Origin of the sequence: Microcoleus sp. AR_TQ3_B6, from assembly GCF_036702785.1 — a bacterium.
In the GTDB taxonomy this organism is placed as follows: domain Bacteria; phylum Cyanobacteriota; class Cyanobacteriia; order Cyanobacteriales; family Microcoleaceae; genus Microcoleus.
The window spans coordinates 18,767-35,811 of record NZ_JAUBVJ010000046.1 but is presented as its reverse complement, the minus strand read 5'-3'; the positions used below and the strand labels follow the sequence as shown (position 1 = coordinate 35,811).

Genomic DNA, 17,045 nt, shown 5'->3' with positions numbered 1-17,045 from the left:
AAGACAGCGCCACTACAAACCCAACCTAAAAACATCAGCAAGAATACCATTTTTTTCAACCATTCTCCCCGCATCCGGCGAATCATAAACCACTAACAGCGAATTCTTCTCCCCCCAATAGGGAAACAGGCTCAATCCCTCAGCATTGTCCGTACCCACCTTAAAAGGCAAATCAAACAATACCTCCAAATCTCCCCCATCTTGTCCAGTAATACTGTCGCCCGATCGCTCTAAAATCCCCTTTAACCGCAAAACCCTCATCGCCCCCGATAAAGTCATCGTCGGCCCGGCTAAAACAATCAAATCTTCCCCGTCCCAGCACAATTCTCGCACCCCCAAACCGTTCAAATCGACAAAATGTTTCTTGTAAAACTTGCCGGCTTTACCAATTTTCTTAAGCCTTAAAGTTCCCCGTTCTGCCTCTTCAACTTCTATTTCTAAAATTATCGCCCAACCCCGCAGTACAGGTCCCCGCAAACCAAGAAAAATCCGATTGCCGCGCACCGCCAACCCTTCAATATCAAAGCCATTTTCTTTACTCGGAAGCGGCACAGATAAAAAGAGACCGAGATGGCTGTCATCTTTCAGCGCATCAGTCAGCAAATTATCCGTTTTTCTCCGCTGAAGGTATCCCGCTTTCAGTTGGTTTTTGGGATTTTCAGGATGGGAAATTGACTTGCACAAAGTCCCGTTTTTTACAGGAATGCGTGCCAGCAAATAGCGGTTGACCTCCGTCTCTAGTGTTGCTAAATTTTGAATGTCTTTATTCGCGTCTTTGCCTTTAGCTTTCTGGCGTTTGGTGCTGTGAGAAGCCACAAACCAAAGATAATCGCTGTTGAAATCAATTCCTTCAATATCGATTTCACCAGCTTGTCCGGAAAGGTCGATAAAATCGGCGATCGCAAATCTTTGATGTTCTCCAAAAACATGAGGTCCCACAGGCGACAAACGCTCGATCGAAGTCGTTTCATCGGAACCCAGCCACAAATGACCGTCTGGAGTTAAAGCAACAGCGGATAAGTCTGTAATAATATTAGCGACTTCGCTGTTGAATTGCAGCAGCAGCCGGCCGAGCAAAAAAGATTCTGCCATAATTATTAGCACCAAAACTATACTTAGGGTAAGTCATTATAGCTAAACTTGCTTGAAACTGATATCTTGCCACAGTTGCAACAGTCAGCCGGGAATTAATTCCCCCTCTCAAAGCTTGCATTCGGTTAAAACCGACTGAAAACTAAAACAGATATACTCCTGAGTCCTCATAGCGAGGACTTCCGCTTTCAGACAGGGTTTTTAACCCCAGGCGGCCCCAACCGCAGCCGGCAGTGATTATTCCCCAAACCGAACCTCCACAGACGGATAACACCCTAATTGAAGCATTAACATCGCCGTTACGTTTCGTTACGATAAGGAGACAGAGAGAAAAACCTCTCATTCGTAAAATCAGAGGTAGCCATTATGAACGGTACATTTCGCGTCGGCAACCTGTTTGGGATTCCCTTCTTTGTCAACGCATCTTGGTTTTTAGTTCTGGGTTTAGTAACCTGGCAGTACGGCGGCGCACTAGCTGCCCTGTTTCCCGCATTAGGTCCCGTAGCGCCCTGGATGCTGGGATTATTCACAGCGTTACTGTTATTTGCTTCCGTCTTAGCCCACGAATTAGGACACAGTTGGGTAGCCATTAAACAGGGAATTGGCGTGAAATCGATTTCGCTATTTCTGTTTGGCGGACTGGCTAATTTAGAAAGAGAATCCAAAACCCCAGCCGAAGCATTTTGGGTAGCCATTGCAGGCCCGTTGGTCAGCTTATTTTTATCCGGTTTGTTAACAGCGATAGGCATCGGTGCTCGTCTCACAGGCCCCGCAGCCGCCATCGTCGGACTCTTAGCTTCGATCAACTTAGTTTTAGCCTTATTTAACTTAATTCCCGGTTTGCCCCTCGACGGTGGCAACATCCTCAAAGCGATAGTCTGGAAAATTACCGGCAACCCTTACAAAGGTGTAATTTTTGCTAGCCGCGTCGGTCAAATAATTGGTTGGATTGCCATTGCTACAGGCATATTCGGCAATATTTGGAATCTAATAATCGGTTGGTTCTTACTGCAAAATGCCGGCAAATCTGCACAATATGCCACAGTGCAAAATCAACTAGCAGGGCTGACAGCCGCAGATGCTTTGACCCCCGAAAGCCCGATCGTCCCAGAACACTTATCCCTCAGAGAATTTGCCAACAACTACGTTATCGGTAAGGATCAAACCTGGCGTCGGTTCCTAGTTACCGATGATGCGGGACAATTGGTAGGGGCTCTCGACCTCGACGACCTCAAAACTATTCCTACCGGACGCTGGCCCGAAGTTTTAGTCAAAGAACTCGTGAAGCCGATCGAATTTTCCACAACCGTCAAACCCGAATTATCCCTCCTCGAAGTCGTCACCCTCCTGGAACAGCTTAAAGTACAAGAACTCCCCGTCATTCGCGAAAACGGCGTCCTCCTCGGACTTGTAGAAAAAGCTGAAATTGCCCGCCTGCTGCAAAGACGAGATCGAGCCAACCCTGCTTGATATCCTCAGATAGTTGACAAATAAGAGTTAATCCCCTCGATTTCCCTTTACAAAAAGGCGATCGGGGGGGTTAACTGTAGCTTGACAAAAGTCAATTCCAACAATAAATAATTAGCTGCAAATCAAGGATGATAAGTATAATAGTGGATGGGTCATCTGAGCGAGGAAGCTATGGGATATCAGCACTTTTCTTCTCCATCCGAAACAGCCAAGTCAAAAGTTCCGACTGCTCTCACAAACAATATATTACCCGAGGGACTCGCGCCTCAACCAACAAGTCAATTAAAAAAGTCCGAGCTGACTCTTTCAGCCGCTCAAGATATCATTTACAAATTTTTTATATCTCACATCAACAACTACGGCTCAGAAGTAGTTTTGCAGCACTTTAAAAACATATTTATCGAACTTATTCCTCCAGCTAACCAGAAATTAATTCAAGCTTTACACACAATAATTGAATTTGACAGTCAACTAGAATTTAACAACTTATTTAAACGCTGCTGTTACATCTTATTAAATAACTGGATCACTCAGAGAGAATACCAACTTGGTCGCGACTTAATTAAAATTATTAGCGATAGAAACCTCAGCGAACCCCACCCGGACAATAGTCTCAAAATACTGAGAGTGTGGCTGAGAAACTTTGCCCGCAGCCAAGACTATGAAGAGATCAAGTTATGTGTATTAAAGTACGCCGACTACCAGCCGGTACCAAATCACTGGACTTCTCGCTATCAGCCTTATTTGCTAGCCGCTCAATATCTAGATGCTAAAAACACCCCCGAAGAACGCCAAACAGCCAGACTATTGTCGCACCAGCTCAAAGACAAGTACAAGTTTGACCTAGCAATGTATACCTCTCGCTCTCAGTCTACCGCATCCAAATTAAATAATTATCATAATCCCACACTTTTAGGAGATGAAGCCCTGCGTTTAATCAAAATAATTTTGGTCAACCGAGGCTCCTTCAGCTATCGCAGCTTAGCAAATGTTTTTCTCCGTCAAAGCCAAAATATTACCTACAAGCAGTTTAAGGAATCTCTGATTAAGTATTTATTTGAGTACGACGAAAAACTTTCTTTAACTGATATTTATCAACAACAAATAATTAATTGTTTAGAGAGTTTTCATCCCGAAAATCACGAAGAAACTTTGACCACCGCCCTGCATCTGAGAACTGGCAATTATCTAATCAAATGTTTGACTGTGGAAAATTCCGGGGAACCGACACCCTTATTTCTACTGTTCGCCACTAAACTAAATCCTTTAACACTAGCAATTATAATTGTCAAAATAATTTTGATTTCACCGCATTCTAGAACCTACTTAGAACTTTGTTGTGCTCGATTAATTCAATACTATCAAGATAACTCGGCTGCTGAATGTCAGTGGCTCATTAATTTTTTAGAAGTTTGCCAGATTGCTCTAACTATTTATGGAGAAAATGTTCACTATAATTTAGTGAATATGTCAGACAACCCTCAAGAAGAACAGTTATTTATTGACCTCAATAACTGTCGAGTTTTTTCTCAACAAAAACCAATCCAAAAAGATAAAGATTAGTCATATCAATTCCGGTTGTACTCCTCCGGAATTGATATTAGTCATTAGGTGTGCAATGCGCACCCGACAGCAAGTTTATAGGGTAAAGTGGGCAATGGGCACCCTACAGCTCAATTTCATCAATCAAATCGAGTATTTCTTGATAATTAAAATTATATAGATGATTCATCAGAACTTCGGCAAAAACAGCATTCTCGCTGCGAATTTGCTCAATTATTGTAGCAATCAAGTCGAAGTCAGCCTCACGGACTGCTTGTGTTAGATTGTTTGTCCATTCTGGGGAGACTTTCGGCATCGAGTCAAGCGTAAATCTTGCTGCACTATCAGATATTTTTTCTGTTACCATACTTGAACTCTCCGATACATCATTGACTTCAAGATATTTATTGATGGCTTCAACAGGGGCGGCTGCGGTAACAACTTGAATGTCAAACTTGAAGACTGTGCCGCCTCCTACTTCGCTTTCGACAGTAATGTCGCCGCCCATTAATTTTATGAACTCGCGGCTGATATTTAATCCTAAGCCCGTACCTTTTTGAACTTTTTTACCCGATGAACTTTGCACAAATAATTCAAATATGCTGTCTAATTCTTCGGCGGAAATGCCAACTCCTGTATCGGCAATTCTCCAAGAAATAAAAAACGCTTTTGGATTTTCAATACTCTTGAAAAATTCGCCTGCTTTCGGCTTAATTATTTCTTTTTTATTCGGTCTTACTGTGACTGAAACTGAGCCTGTTTCGGTAAATTTTACCGCATTACCTAATAGATTAATCAGCACTTGTCGCAACTTAACATCATCAGCTTCCAGGTATTGGGGAATATCCGAGGAACAGTCAATAATTAATTGCAATCCTTTATTTTGTGCTGGAATTTGGAACATATTTTGCACGTCGCCGAGCAAACGGTACAAGTCAAAGTTTTTGGCGTTGAGTGTCATGCGCCCAGCTTCAATTTTAGATAAGTCTAAGACTTGATTGATCAGTTGGAGCAGGTGTTCTCCGCTGCGGCGAATAATTTGAATATTTTCTTTTTCCGCCAAACTTAAATTAGCGCTGGGTTCCATTAATTGAGCGAAGCCGAGAATGGCGTTGAGGGGGGTTCGCAATTCGTGGCTCATGTTGGCGAGAAAGATGCTTTTAGTTTTGTTGGCAGCTTCGGCGGCTTCTTTGGCTTGTTGGAGTTCTTGTTCTGCTTGTTTGCGATCGCTCGTATCAATGATTATGCCGTGCCAGACAATATCTCCATTTTCGCGCAATTCGGGTCGAGAATAACCTTGCAGCCATTTGAGTTTTCCCGATGGTGTCACAATCCGCCACTCGTGGGAAAATAGTTCGAGATCCGTCGCACTTTTGACCATTGCCTCGAAGTGACTGGCGCGATCGTCCGGGTGCATTTGTTCGTACAATAAAGCAGAGTTGTTCTGGATTTCCTCCGGCTCTAATTCTTGAATTTCTCGGCACAGAGGACTGATATACTCCATATTGAGTGAGCCGTCGGGATGCTGCACGAATATGTAAAGTTCTCCCGGAACAGTGTTCGCTAATTTGTGAAACAGAGCTTCGCTTTTTTGCAAGACTAATTGTGCTTGTTTGCGCTCGCCAATATCAATCCCAAATCCAAACAAGAAATCCAGGCGACCATCTTCGTCGAGCACTGGTATGCCGTGCCACTCGACTAACAAAGTCCGCTCGCACTTTGTGAGAATGGGATGTTCGTTAACCGTTTGCTCGCTTGCTGTGACGCGCTCAAAAATCGAATGCAATCCGGCTCGATCGCTTGGGGGTACAAATGTAGCTAAGTAATCTTTCCCCATAACTTCAGCAGCAGTATAGCCCACAGCTTGCAGCATACAGTCATTCACCCGCAGGATTTTACCCTCCGAGTCGATCGCCACAAAAAAAATCGGAGAATTTTCGATAATCTTTAAGTTAAAGTCCCGCTCTTGACGGATAATTTTTTCAGCTTGCTGGCGTTCCTCAATTTCGACCTGCAAGCGGGCATTGATCGTGGCTAGCTCGATCGTGCGATCGACTACTTCAATTTCGAGGGTGCGGTTGTAGTCAGCCAATATTTGCTCTGCCTGTTTGCGAGCCGTGATATCTTTAAAAACATTAAGAACATAAAGGATATTGCCCGCACCGTCAAACACCGGCAGCGCTCGCACTTCCAAACGAATATTTTTCCCGTTTCGGCGAATTTCCATATCTTCAGCAATCACCTCGAAGCCACTCAAGGCCCGCACAAACGGCATTTGCTCGGCCGGGTAGAGTTGATTAGTGCCTGTTATATAAGTTTGATAAGCTTGTGGTAGCTCTTGTGCGGTGGCATCCGGCATTTCTCCCCTACCTAATATTTGCTCTCCCGCCGAATTCATGAAAATAACTGCGCCGCGCGGATCTATCGCCGAGACTCCAACGGGCAAATTTTCTACCAGTTGGGCAAATTTTTCTTCACTTTCTGCCAAAGCTTGAAAAGACTTTTTCAGTTGAGCTGCCATCTCGTTGAAAGACTCGGCTAATTCGCCGACTTCATCAAGCCTACTGACAGCAACAGCGCGATCGAACTCTCTGGCGGCGATATCTTTAGCTGCTTGGTTAAGTAGCCGCAGCGGCAGCGTTACCCACCTAGCTGTCAGCACTCCGGCCATTGTCGATAGCAGCAGCGCCACGAAACAAAGTAAAATTGTAGTCTGGGTATTTCTGTTAATTTCCCCCAGAAAATCGGATTTGGGAACTGCGATGGCAATCAGCCAGTTCAAACCGTAAATATCAGAAAACGGCCGCACTTCTACAAAATATTCTTGCCCGTGTCGGCTAAATTTCAGTTGCTGCCGCTGCTTAATGTTACCAAAGCCCCCGAAGTGTTCGTACAAATACTCGGCTGCGGTGCGAATGACAGGTGTTTGGCTGTCTAAAACATTCAGCCGCTGCCGTTGCTGCTTTGGGGACATCTTTCTAAAGGGTGATTCTTGACTCGAACTGGCAACCAGCAAGCCCGATCGTTCGATCGCGAAAATTTGGCCGGTTTTGCTAAGCTTGATGCCATCGAGATATTGCTGAAGCTCCGAGAGCGAAAAGTGTACGGCACTAACTCCCCGCAATTTACCATTTCGATCGCGAATCGGTTGGCTAGCAGCAATAAAAACAGTCCCGGGAGTAAAACCCGGATAAATGCTCGTCCAAATCGGTTTGTTAGCTGCGACAGCTTCTTTGTACCAGGGGCGTCGGCGGGCATCGTAGGTTCGCGGTTGTGCCTTTAATTTAGCGGTGCGAGTGCCTCTGCCGTCTGTAGCGTAGTAAGTGCTGTGAAAGTTGGTAGACTTCGAGGCGGCGACAATTTGCAAGCTGTTGTCGTGAGGGTTGCGCCAAATACCGAGAAATTCTCCTGATTTTTCAGCACCGAGGGAAATCCACTGAATGCTTTTAAACGATCGCATTTGCTGCCAGAGGAACTTCTCTCCCCGAGGCTGGGGCTTTTCTAACTGTAAGTTTAATTCACCACGGTCGATCGCTTCAACATTAAGTTGATTTACCCAGTGGATAGGTTCGAGAAAAGAAGTCACCTTTTCTTCAACTCTCTTCCCCGTCTCCGCGATCAATTTTTGGGCGAGCTCTTGGACTGCTTTTTCTCCGTTGCGAAAGGACAGATACCCAACAATCCCAACTGCTGCGACGATTTGCAGCACAAAAGAAGCCACTAGAAGGTGACGCAGGGGGATTTTTATTTGGTGTTGAGAAGTTTTGCTCGCGAATCCGGGCAACGGCATAGGCTGGTGACTAATTGCTCCCTAACACTTTAACTGTTGGAGCCTGTAATTTTCCTTACGGGCGTGAGAGGCTGTGGGCTTCCCATCAAAATACGTCCCACACACACACAAATCAGGAGCAAGCACCAGACTTATACAATTTTAGATTTTAGATTTTAGATTAAATAATTAGGGATGAATGAGGAAGCTCGTGCTTTGGAGTTTGCCGACAGTTGCATTCTTTTCTTTAAACGGGTATTACGCACTCTTGGCCCAGAATACCTGGGTCATTTTCTTGCTTTGTGCGGTTTCCTACCTCAACCTAAGCTGCTTCTTGCCTCGAACCTCGACCATAGAAACTCAACATCCATCCGTTAAATCCGTTATACAATCCCTTGCCGAACATCCATGCGTTAAATCCCTTAAATCCGCTAAACAATCCCTTGCCGAACTTCTGTTCAACAGCTACGCGGAAAATCCCCCGCTTCTCCAAACGGATATAGCGAGGGGCGAGAATAGGTATTCTCGGAAAATATAAAGCGGTGGCAGTGGCTTTTGTCGAGCCATTGCCATCTATAGAAGCCATACTGTTTTAGGCTCACAGAATGATGAAAGAGCCAACTCTGTGCTTTCCGTCAATGCTTGAAGTCAAACCAACCTGTTCAAGCAAGAAGTCAAAGCAAGTCGTAAAGGCCTAGGATTCTTCTTCTTCTCGATCGATTTGGCGCAGGTGAATGTGCTTGCGTCCCAGAGAGATTTCAAATTCATCTCCCGGTTGGAGTTCCATTTGTTTGGTGTAGGCAGCTCCAATCAGTAAGTTGCCGTTAGATTGAACGCTAATGCGATAGCTGGCTGAGCGTCCGCCGCGTCCGTTGCCGTTTTGCTTCCCGTCTAGCTGAATGCCTTCTGCATCAATCAGCGCATTCAGGAATTTCATCATGTTGACCCGTTCAACGCCGTTCTTGGTAACGGTGTAGTAGCCACAGGCTCTAGCTTTTTCTTCCTTGGTAAGGTTCTCTAGGTCTTTGACCTTTTTGATCAGACCTTCGCCTTCAAGGGGTTCGATATTTTTCTTTTTAGCCATTTACTGAGTCCTGAAATATTCAACTGGTGTACGGATTTTTTCTCGGTTGGTTTTTGGTTGGGCCAAGAAACTTTAGCTTTATAGCTGGTCGTAAAACTATATTACACCGATCGGCTCAATTGTTAACCACTATTATCTAAATATTTTTAACAAAGTGCAGTCTTTCTTGAGGAGTAGCTGCAGCGGATGCGAGCAATCTCTAAACTCGGTAGCATAAGCTATCAGCTATCAGCTAGCTAAATATTTGCCCCGCTCTTAAAATCCCATGAAGTTAACCACACGCGGACACTACAGTGTCAAAGCACTACTGGATCTAAGTTTGCAACCTCGCTTTGGCCCGACATCGGTGAAATCGATAGCGAAGCGACAGGAGTTACCGGCTCCGTATCTAGAAAAATTGCTGATTGAAATGCGACGAGCCGGTTTAGTCCAATCTGTTCGGGGCTCCCAAGGAGGATATCAATTGGCCCGCCAGCCCGCTCAAATCTCTTTAGGACAAATCTTAGAGGCTGTAGGTGAAACTATTGAACCTTTACCTCGACATTTTCCCGACGCGACGCAAGCAGAGGACTGGGTAACATTCAGTTTGTGGAACCGATTGCACAAAAAACTTGCCGAAGCGCTGTACAGTATTTCCCTCGAAGACTTATACTATGATGTCCGCAGTTGGCAAGCAGCTCTTGGGGAAGAAACTAGCTTTATCATTTAAATGGTAAGTTCATTCATTCGATCGCCAGCAAGCACATATGGACGCAACACTTGTTACCTACTTTGGCGGCTGTCACTGCGGTGCTGTCCGCTTCCGTGTCGCCGTTGACAAACACGAAGCATCTGATTGCAACTGCTCTATCTGTAAAAAGAAGGGATTTTTGCACCTCATTGTGCCGCCGGAACGTTTTACCTTGCTCAGTGGCGAAGATGTTTTGACCACCTATACATTTAATACAGGAACTGCTCAACATACTTTCTGCCGAATTTGCGGCATTCACTCGTTCTATCGCCCCCGATCGCATCCCGAGCATTTCGATGTCAACGTCCGCTGTCTTGACGACTATGCCATCCAACACTTTCAGATCCTACCCTTTGACGGTGTTAATTGGGAGCAGAACGTACACTTGCTCCGCGACGAAAGTAATCTCAGCAGTTAAAATTGCAGTTCAAAAATCTTGCGTCTGCAAGGGTAGGAGTAGTTAAAACCTGCGCTACCATTGCGAGCGCTCCTGCTTTGACAATCAAGGAAGATGGTTCGGGCCCCCGGATTCATTCCGAAAGCAGACTCAGGACGGAGCGAGAAAAAAGCTCCTCGCTTCCCATCGCAAGCTCCCGGATCGATCGGTGGGATCGCTTTCTTCTGTTCTAAAATCTAAAATCTAAAATCTAAAATCTAAAATCGATTGATGGACTATCAAGTTTGACACAATATATAATGATGCCGGATCAATTTCCTGTTTTGATTTTAGCTGCGGTATTAGATTATTCGATCGGCGATCCTTGGGGTTGGCCGCATCCAGTGCAGACCATGGGTTGGGCGATCGACCGCTATACTCGATTTGTCTTTAATATATCGAATAATCCCCCAGGGAAAACCCCTCCTGCTGGCGATCGTCCCGCTGGATCTCGGCACAAACTGCTGCTACGATGTGCTGGTACAATACTAGCGATCGGGCTGATTCTAGGCAGTTATACTGTCAGTTGGTCGATCGTCCAAGCTGCTAGTTGGGTGCATCCTCTTTTAGGTATAGCCCTACAAACCATTTTGCTGGCAAGCTGTTTTGCAGGTCGCAGTTTGAGGGCGGCTGCAGTAGACGTGCTAGCACCTTTAAATGTTGGAGATGTAGTCAAGGCGCGAGAACGGTTGAGCCTTTACGTCGGTCGGGATACCGAAAACTTATCCTCGCCAGAAATTCTGCGAGCATTGTTAGAAACTGTAACAGAGAATGCAGTCGATGGTGTGACAGCACCGCTATTTTATGCCTTACTTGGGTTCGCTCTGCCGCATCTATTATTAAGTGTTACCGATCGCCCGATCGGTCCCTACTCGATGTGGGCAAGTGCGATCGTCCCCTTGGCGATGGCTTACAAAGCAGCCAGCACATTAGATTCTACCGTCGGCTACAAAGAAGCGCCATACACTGATTTAGGATGGTTTAGCGCCAAACTCGAAGACGTGCTGACGTGGATTCCTTGTCGGCTAACAGTGATTACTTTAGCGCTTATATCTGGCAAACCGATTTACATTTGGCAGATTTGTCAGAGAGATGCTGTTAAAGATGCCAGTCCCAATTCCGGTTGGAGCGAGTGCGCCTACGCCGCCATTTTGGGAGTGCAACTAGGAGGTACAAATTCCTATCGTGGAGTTCTCAAACACAAACCGCTGTTAGGCGAGCCGATTCACCCCATCGCACAAGAACACATTTACCAAGCCTTGCAATTAACTCGGTATTGCTTTCTGATTTGGTTGGGACTATCATTGCTTTTTTATACCTTATTATCTTTGAGCCGCTAACCGATCGCCTCACCCAAACAGTCCAGTAGGCATAAACAACGTATTTCTGTGATTGTTCGCGCTCTGCCGCATTGCAATCTGGGCCTCTGCTTTTCATCCGTTCAGGGTAGCTCCAGCATTCGACAGATATCAGCCACCGACAGAAGCAAAAAAAGTTTTGACCTTAGTTCAAACCCCCAAATTCATCTGTCAAGTCAATCAAAAATCTCAAATCAAAAATCTAAAATTGTTCGATCCGCCAACAGCCAACAATTAGCTCGCAGCAAGCAATGACTAAAATTATCGAAATTTTATCGCCGGATGAAGTGAGGCGCACTCTCACCCGCGTCGCTTCCCAGATTGTCGAAAAATCAGGGCACCCCTCAGAGTTAGTGCTGTTGGGAATTCATAGTAGAGGAGTGCCTTTAGCTCAAATTTTGGCAGATCAAATTGGCGTCCTCGAACAAGTCAAAGTATGCGTGGGCGCTTTGGATATTACGTTTTACCGAGATGACTTGGATCGAGTTGCGATGCGGACACCGGCTAAAACAGAAATTCCTTTCGATTTGACAGGCAAAACCGTGGTGTTGGTAGATGACGTTATATATAAAGGCAGAACGATTCGAGCCGCTTTGAATGCGGTAAACGATTACGGGCGGCCGGAGAAAATTTGGTTGGCGGTATTAGTCGATCGCGGCCACCGAGAAGTACCGATTCAGCCGGATTTTACGGGTAAAAAGTTGCCGACTGCAAAGGAAGAACAAGTTAAGGTTTACGTTCAAGAGCTCGACGGGCGCGACGGAGTGGAGTTAATTAAGCCTTGATATCGTTGACCAACGATCGGAATAAGAATTTTCCGAGTGGAGTGCCATCTCAGGAGCGAGTCGATCGACCAAGTGTCTAGTTCGCGATCGCACTTGCGGCCTCAGAAACCCGGTTTCTAGCCCCCTATGCGCCCAGGACTGGTATCTGGGAAGAAACCTGGTTTTTAGCCAGGGCGCGGAGGGTCCTGATTTATTTTAAATCGGCAGTGCAGGAGTTGAACCTGCCTGGGGCGAATTATGAGTTCGCTGCCTAAACCGCTCGGCCAACTGCCGTTAAATCGATTTGTTCGATCTAACTAAAAATGAATGATAACATAATTTCTCAGTCCGTGCTAGAACTAGAGAACAAAAATCAAAATCTTTAGATCTGCTGAGTCCCGATCGCCTGTTAGCCAATTGACGGCGAGCCGATCGACCCGACAAAGCAGTTTCTAGGACTCGGCATAAACTTATAGGCAATGGCAGTGAATTCGACGGTAGTGCTGACTCTAATCCTGCTCGCTCTGATGTTTGGAGCAGGCGTGACGAGTTCTGTTTGGGGATTTACTATAGGTCGCGAAGCCTTGAAAGGAACGACTCAACCCGATATTCGCCCCAGCAACAATGCTGGCAGCGGCAGGCAGGGAACTCAGGCTAGCAAAGACCAAGTGAGCATTTTGAAAGAAAAAGACATTCTCACAACCGTCAAAGCGCGGGTAGAAGGTCGCGATCCAGACAAAACAACTGCTCAAGCAAATACTAAAGCAGACAAGGCAAGCTCTAAATCAGCCACGGCCAAAAAATCGGTGGCGCCAAATGCCAGCGCCAAGTTTCCCCTGAACAGTCGCGACGGGGGAGTAACCTTGGAAGTGAGCGCGTCCAGTCAGCGCAGCAATTCCATGCTGCTAGACGTGAGCATGAAAAATGAAGGCTCCCAACCTGTGAGGTTTCTCTACAGTTTCTTGAACGTCACTGACGATCGCGGCCGGGCCCTGAGCGCGACTGCCGAAGATTTGCCGTCGGAACTCCCCCCCAACGGGCAAGTGTTTTACGGTACGGTGAGTATTCCCACAGCTTTGCTGGAAAATGCTAAAGAAGTTTCGCTGACGCTGACAGATTATCCAGGTCAAAAACTGCAGTTGCAAATATCTGGCATTCCAGTGGCGAAGTAAGGTAAAAGGAGACAAAACCTCCAGACGGATTCTCAGGTTCGATCGAGAAAGTTGTTGTAGGGAGCATTGTGTCACTTTTAGGGGCGAGAATGCAGGAGATATCTGATTTACCCGCGATGAGTTTGACAGAGGTGCTGTCGCGGTTGCTGTCAGTGCTGTTGCTGATTGCGATTAATGCTTTTTTTGTGGCGGCTGAGTTTTCAATGGTGACGGTACGCCGATCGCGCATCAATCAGTTAGTCGATGGCGGCGATGTGGCAGCTCAAACTGTGCAATCTTTGCAGCGAAGTATCGAGCGATTGCTCTCGACAATGCAGTTGGGAATCACTGTTTCTAGTTTAGCGATCGGCTGGATTGGGGAAAGTACGATCGCCGTGCTAGTCAGAATGTCGATCGGCTATTTGCCGCTGCCAACTTACATCAAGTCTGGGATCGCCCATTCTTTTAGCATATCAATAGTAACTTTTTTGTTGCTAGCTTACCTGCAAATCGTACTCGGCGAACTCTTTCCCAAATCTGTAGCGTTACTGTATTCCGAACAGCTAGCGACAACTTTAGGGCCTCCTAGTTTATTAATTTCCCGTTTGTTCAACCCCTTTGTGTCGTTTCTCAATCAATCCACGCGCTCGCTCTTGCGGTTTGCGGGCATCGAATACGATCTAAGGCACCGGCCGGTTACTCCCGAAGAACTGCAATTAATTATAGCTACCTCCAGCGAATCAAGCGGCTTGGAAGCAGAAAAGCGAGAATTGCTCAACAACGTGTTTGAATTTGGCGAAGTTTGGGTAGAAGAAGTAATGGTGCCCAGGCCGAGTATTGTCGCACTTCCGAAGACGGCCACCTTTCAAACTTTGCTCGACGAAATGGCGATTTCCAACCATTCCCGCTATCCCGTGACGGGAGATTCTTTAGACGACATTATTGGGATTATTGACTTCAAAAAACTTGCCAAACCCCTAGCTCAAGGTTTGCTATCTCCCGACACGCCAATTGTAACTTGGATGGGTTCGGTGAGGTTTGTGCCGGAGATGATGCTGCTGGGGGAACTGCTGCCTTTGATGCAGAGTTCGTCGGAAGAAATTGCGATCGTAGTTGATGAATTTGGCGGCATTTCCGGTTTAGTGACGCTGAGGGATTTGATTGCGGAAATTATCGGCCGCAGCTACGAGTCGCCCGACAGTAAAGAAATTGCTTTGCAAGTATTGGACGATCGCACTTTTTTAGTGCAAGCGCAGTTAAATGTAGATGATGTGAATCAAATATTGAATTTGGATTTGCCAGTAACTGACGAATATCAGACCATCGGAGGTTTTCTGAGCTATCATTTGCAAAGAATGCCGGCGGTTGGGGAAGTTTGGCGCGGCGAAAATGTGGAACTTACGGTGGTTTCTGCGTGCGGCCCGCGGTTGGATCAAATTCAAATCCATTTGCTGTCAGGGGCGGCGGGCGATCGAGCTTTGGGTGAAGTTGCAGCAGCGGATGGGGAAGTTGCGGGGAAAAGTCGAAAGAATAGCGGATTGAGAGGTGTGGCAAAATTTTCTACTTGAGAATACTTTAGCTAATACCTACATAATCTACTCGCTCGAAGTCGCTGCGTACTAAATTATCTAAGGTTGACCATTGTAACCGTACATTAACACGCTTGCCAATTCTCAAGTCTTTTTGGTAATGTGGGTTGGTAATAGCGAAATTAGTATCCCCAAACGGCTGTATTTCCTCAAGCAAGAAGTCAAGGAAATATCTGCGAACTGTTTAAGTCGATTATTCTCGATTTTGTTAGATTTGGGAATCGTTAGTTTTGTTCTTCGTCGAAGGCAAAAAACAAGAACTGTAGAAATTCATCGCTACACCCACAACACCACCATATAAGCGTTTGCCGCCTCTTATTGCTGCTTCCTCTGCTGCCCGATACAGAGTGGAATAATCTACACCATATTCCGGATAGAAAGCTACCCCACAAGATACTGTCAAGGGAAAATAAACTTCTACATAACTGCCATCCCTCATACAATAAAATCGTCGCAATGGAGGAAGATGAGAAAACTCCTGATTAACTGCTTTACAAATTCGCATTGCTAGTAAGACAACTTCTGCCATTTTAAAATCAGTTAGAATAATAATAAATTCCTCTCCACCTGCTCTAAAGACATCAATACCATCTGGTAAATTTTGACAAATCAACTTAGCAATCTGTTTCAGTTTTTCATCACCTTCATCATGACCGTACCGATCGTTGAAATATATAAGTCCATCTACATCTATCAAGATCATCCCAAATTCCGTTTGCTCGCCAGCACATTGAGCAAAGCGAGCTTGCATCAATCTGGTATTACCCAATCCAGTCAAGCTATCAAAATCAGAATAATTCAAATATAAATTCTTCTTTTAAAATCAAACAATTCATATACCAAGTCTCAATTAATTCTAGCTGGATGCAGTGCGATGCTTAGAAACCAGGTTTTTTACCGTTTCGGCGGGCGCCGCGAAGAGACTCGAAAAAACCCGGTTTCTGCGCCGTCGTGCGTAAGTCATATTTAAGCATAAGGCACCGGATCTTTCAAGCCCAATTCCTCAAAAGCAGCCAACCGCAACCGACAAGAATCGCAAAGGCCGCACGCAGTTTCGCCCCCTGCATAGCAAGACCAAGTTTGCTCCCAAGGCACTCCTAACTTGTTGCCCAATTGAATAATTTCTATTTTTTTAAGTTCGATCAAAGGTGTGACAATCTTAATAGCTTCTCCTTCTCGACCCTGCTTTGTTCCTAACCGAAATACTTCCTGCATGGCTTGGATGTAATCGAGGCGACAGTCGGGATAGCCGGAATAATCTAAAGCGTTGACGCCGATGTAAATTCGCTGAGCTTCAAGGGTTTCTGCGTAGGCGAGGGCAAAACTGAGAAAGATCGTATTTCTAGCTGGAACGTAGGTAATTGGGATGTTTTGAGACATTTCGGTGAGTGTGCGATCGATCGGCAATTGCATCTGATTATCTGTCAAAGCCGAACCGCCCCACAGTGTCAAGTCAAAGTTTACGATCTGATGTGCCTTAACACCAGCCGAAAGTGCGATCGCCCGCGCTGATTCCAACTCCCGCCGATGTCTTTGCTTGTAGTCAAAGGAAATAGCGTAACACTCGCAGCCGTCGGCTTTGGCTTGATACAAAACAGTTGAGGAATCCAGCCCTCCCGACAATAAAATAACTGCTTTCACTTAAAACATCCTCGCTCGAATTAGCTTTTATATTTATATCAAATTAGTTGCAAATTGACAAGATAGCAATGCTAAATGCTTGTTAAAAGATATTTTTTTGAACGAACCGCAAAGACGCGAAGTACGCGAAGGAAGAAAAGAGAAGGGACCTTAACTGGTTCCTAGGCTCTGCCTGGGAACTGATATAAGCGAGGCTCGGCTTGGCATTGCGAGGGAGTAAATTGGAGGCAGAGCCTCCGGATATACGTTACCAGGCAGAGCCTAGTAACGAGTAGAAAGAAAATTCATTTTTTAACTGGTTCCTAGGCTCTGCCTGGGAACTGATATAAGCGAGGCTCGGCCTGGCATTGCGAGGGAGTAAATTGGAGGCAGAGCCTCCGGATATACGTTACCAGGCAGAGCCTAGTAACGAGTAGAAA

At 45.7% G+C, this 17,045-nt stretch carries 14 protein-coding genes and 1 tRNA gene; 8 read left to right on the top strand and 7 right to left on the bottom strand.

What is annotated here, in order from left to right; all coding sequences use genetic code 11:
- Positions 1–12 precede the first annotated feature (12 nt).
- Entirely contained in the window at positions 13–1,092 is a 1,080-nt protein-coding gene (locus QUB56_RS21190; protein WP_332957864.1) for a DUF3616 domain-containing protein, read from the bottom strand.
- A gap of 366 nt (positions 1,093–1,458) precedes the next feature.
- On the opposite strand from QUB56_RS21190, the gene QUB56_RS21185 reads away from it, so the two are divergent.
- Both QUB56_RS21185 and QUB56_RS21180 read left to right on the top strand, forming a co-directional pair.
- Positions 1,459–2,562 carry a site-2 protease family protein gene (locus QUB56_RS21185; RefSeq protein ID WP_332957862.1) on the top strand — a complete coding sequence of 368 codons (1,104 nt, stop codon included), beginning with the start codon at positions 1,459–1,461 and terminating at the stop codon, positions 2,560–2,562.
- A 147-nt stretch (positions 2,563–2,709) separates the two neighbouring features.
- A complete protein-coding gene (locus QUB56_RS21180; protein ID WP_332957860.1) occupies positions 2,710–4,125 on the top strand; it encodes a hypothetical protein in 1,416 nt (471 codons plus the stop codon).
- Between the two features lie 103 nt (positions 4,126–4,228).
- On the opposite strand, the gene QUB56_RS21175 is transcribed toward QUB56_RS21180, so the two are convergent.
- From QUB56_RS21175 to QUB56_RS21165, 3 genes are all read right to left on the bottom strand, one after another.
- Positions 4,229–7,894, bottom strand: coding sequence for a PAS domain S-box protein (locus QUB56_RS21175; RefSeq protein WP_332957858.1), 3,666 nt, complete (start codon positions 7,892–7,894; stop codon positions 4,229–4,231).
- Between the two features lie 301 nt (positions 7,895–8,195).
- Positions 8,196–8,459, bottom strand: coding sequence for a hypothetical protein (locus tag QUB56_RS21170; protein WP_332957856.1), 264 nt, complete (start codon positions 8,457–8,459; stop codon positions 8,196–8,198).
- Positions 8,460–8,567: 108 nt separating this feature from the next.
- Complete coding sequence (locus QUB56_RS21165) at positions 8,568–8,957, bottom strand: AbrB family transcriptional regulator (protein WP_332957854.1); 390 nt, start codon at positions 8,955–8,957, stop codon at positions 8,568–8,570.
- 265 nt (positions 8,958–9,222) lie between these two features.
- On the opposite strand from QUB56_RS21165, the gene QUB56_RS21160 reads away from it, so the two are divergent.
- The 4 genes from QUB56_RS21160 (at position 9,223) to pyrR (ending at position 12,266) form a co-directional block, all read left to right on the top strand.
- The gene (locus tag QUB56_RS21160) at positions 9,223–9,666 is read left to right on the top strand and encodes an Rrf2 family transcriptional regulator (RefSeq protein ID WP_006635345.1); all 444 of its coding nucleotides are present in this window, start codon (positions 9,223–9,225) and stop codon (positions 9,664–9,666) included.
- 37 nt (positions 9,667–9,703) lie between these two features.
- A complete protein-coding gene (locus QUB56_RS21155) occupies positions 9,704–10,105 on the top strand; it encodes a GFA family protein (RefSeq protein WP_332957852.1) in 402 nt (133 codons plus the stop codon).
- Positions 10,106–10,383: 278 nt separating this feature from the next.
- Positions 10,384–11,463: an adenosylcobinamide-phosphate synthase CbiB gene (gene cbiB / locus QUB56_RS21150; protein WP_332957899.1), complete on the top strand. Its 1,080-nt coding sequence runs from the start codon at positions 10,384–10,386 to the stop codon at positions 11,461–11,463.
- A gap of 269 nt (positions 11,464–11,732) precedes the next feature.
- Positions 11,733–12,266: a bifunctional pyr operon transcriptional regulator/uracil phosphoribosyltransferase PyrR gene (pyrR, locus tag QUB56_RS21145; RefSeq protein ID WP_332957851.1), complete on the top strand. Its 534-nt coding sequence runs from the start codon at positions 11,733–11,735 to the stop codon at positions 12,264–12,266.
- Positions 12,267–12,466: 200 nt separating this feature from the next.
- Here pyrR and QUB56_RS21140 read toward each other — a convergent pair.
- Positions 12,467–12,539 (bottom strand) — tRNA-Ile (locus tag QUB56_RS21140).
- A 185-nt stretch (positions 12,540–12,724) separates the two neighbouring features.
- On the opposite strand from QUB56_RS21140, the gene QUB56_RS21135 reads away from it, so the two are divergent.
- The gene (locus tag QUB56_RS21135; RefSeq protein ID WP_332957850.1) at positions 12,725–13,417 is read left to right on the top strand and encodes a hypothetical protein; all 693 of its coding nucleotides are present in this window, start codon (positions 12,725–12,727) and stop codon (positions 13,415–13,417) included.
- A gap of 89 nt (positions 13,418–13,506) precedes the next feature.
- A complete protein-coding gene (locus QUB56_RS21130; RefSeq protein WP_332957849.1) occupies positions 13,507–14,964 on the top strand; it encodes a hemolysin family protein in 1,458 nt (485 codons plus the stop codon).
- A 229-nt stretch (positions 14,965–15,193) separates the two neighbouring features.
- Here QUB56_RS21130 and QUB56_RS21125 read toward each other — a convergent pair whose 3' ends face one another.
- Positions 15,194–15,787, bottom strand: coding sequence for a GGDEF domain-containing protein (locus tag QUB56_RS21125; RefSeq protein WP_332957848.1), 594 nt, complete (start codon positions 15,785–15,787; stop codon positions 15,194–15,196).
- A 164-nt stretch (positions 15,788–15,951) separates the two neighbouring features.
- The gene (gene queC, locus QUB56_RS21120) at positions 15,952–16,626 is read right to left on the bottom strand and encodes a 7-cyano-7-deazaguanine synthase QueC (RefSeq protein WP_332957847.1); all 675 of its coding nucleotides are present in this window, start codon (positions 16,624–16,626) and stop codon (positions 15,952–15,954) included.
- Positions 16,627–17,045: the final 419 nt, after the last annotated feature.